This is a genomic window from Myxococcaceae bacterium JPH2 (assembly GCA_016458225.1).
Lineage (GTDB): Bacteria > Myxococcota > Myxococcia > Myxococcales > Myxococcaceae > Citreicoccus.
The window spans coordinates 1-1,351 of sequence record JAEMGR010000106.1; the positions used below are offsets into that span (position 1 = coordinate 1).

Below are 1,351 nucleotides of genomic sequence, written 5' to 3' on the forward strand. Positions count from 1 at the left end.
CCAGCCCGCTCGCGACCTCGGCCGCACGCCACTCTTCCAGGTCATGTTCGCGCTCCAGAACGCGCCCGTGCCGGAGCTGGCCTTGCCGGGGCTCGTCCTCCGGCCCGCGCGACTCGATGACAGCGGCACGACCCAGTTCGAGCTGAGTCTGGATCTCCGCCGCGCACCGGAAGGCTTCGTGGGGTGGCTGTCGTTCAGCACCGACCTCTTCGAGCACGCCACAGCGGAGCGACTCCTGACCCACCTGCGAGTCCTGCTGGAGGCGGTCACCGCAAGGCCCGAGCTCCCCCTGCGAGACGTGTCGCTGCTCGCCCCCGAGGAACGGCAGAGGCTGCTACGGGACTGGAATGGCCCCACGGCCTACCTCCCGAGGAACGGCTGTTTCCCGCAGGCCTTCGAGCAACAGGTCGCCCGGACTCCGGATGCACCCGCGCTCCGAATCGGAGACGCGTGCCTGTCGTTCTTCGAACTCAACACGCGCGCCAATCAGCTCGCGCGTCATCTGCGTGCGCTCGGCGTCGGAGCGGAGATCCCCGTGGCGCTCTGCATGGAGCGCTCGCCGGACGCACTCGTCGCCATCCTCGCCATCCTCAAGTCGGGCGGGGCCTTCGTCCCGCTCGACGCGAGCGCGCCCGTCCCGCGTCGCGCGCTCCTGCTCAAGGACTGCGGCGCCTCCGTCCTCATCACCCAACAGGCCTTGCTCGACGCGTGGAAGCCCCACGTTCCCAGCGTCGTGTGCCTGGACGCGGAGCGTGGGCACCTCGCCACGCTGTCGGGCGAGGACCTGCCCGAGAGCATCAGCCCGGAGAACCTCGCGTACGTCCTCTACACGTCGGGGTCCACGGGCACTCCCAAGGGCGTGATGGTGCAGCACCGCTCCATCTCGAACCTGCATCGCGCCATGGTCCGAGCCGCCTGCGGTGAACTGCCCGCCAACGCCCGGGTCAGCCTCAACGCACCGCTCTACTTCGACGCGTCGCTCGAACACCTCGTGCTGTGGCTGGAAGGGCACTGCCTGGACATCGTCCCGGAAGAGGTCCGGAGGGATCCGGATCAGCTCCTGGCGTGGCTCGCTGATCGCCGCATCGACGCGCTCGACTGCACGCCGTCCCAGCTCAAGCTGTTGCTACAAGCCGGCCTGCTGCAACGGCAGCACGTACCGAGTCTCCTCCTCGTGGGAGGCGAAGCCATCGACGAGGCGAGCTGGCGCGAACTCCAGGGCACGCGTCGCACGAAGGCGTTCAATGTCTACGGCCCCACCGAATGCACGGTGAACGCGACGATCTGGCCCATCCAGGGGACAGCGGTGGCGGTGCCCGTCATCGGCCGGCCACTCTCCAACTCCGCCGCC

1 protein-coding gene is annotated in these 1,351 nt (G+C 69.1%); it reads left to right on the top strand.

The annotated features are described in order from the left end of the window. A partial coding sequence (locus JGU66_36305; GenBank protein ID MBJ6766239.1) for an AMP-binding protein occupies positions 1–1,351 on the top strand: 1,351 nt, incomplete at both ends.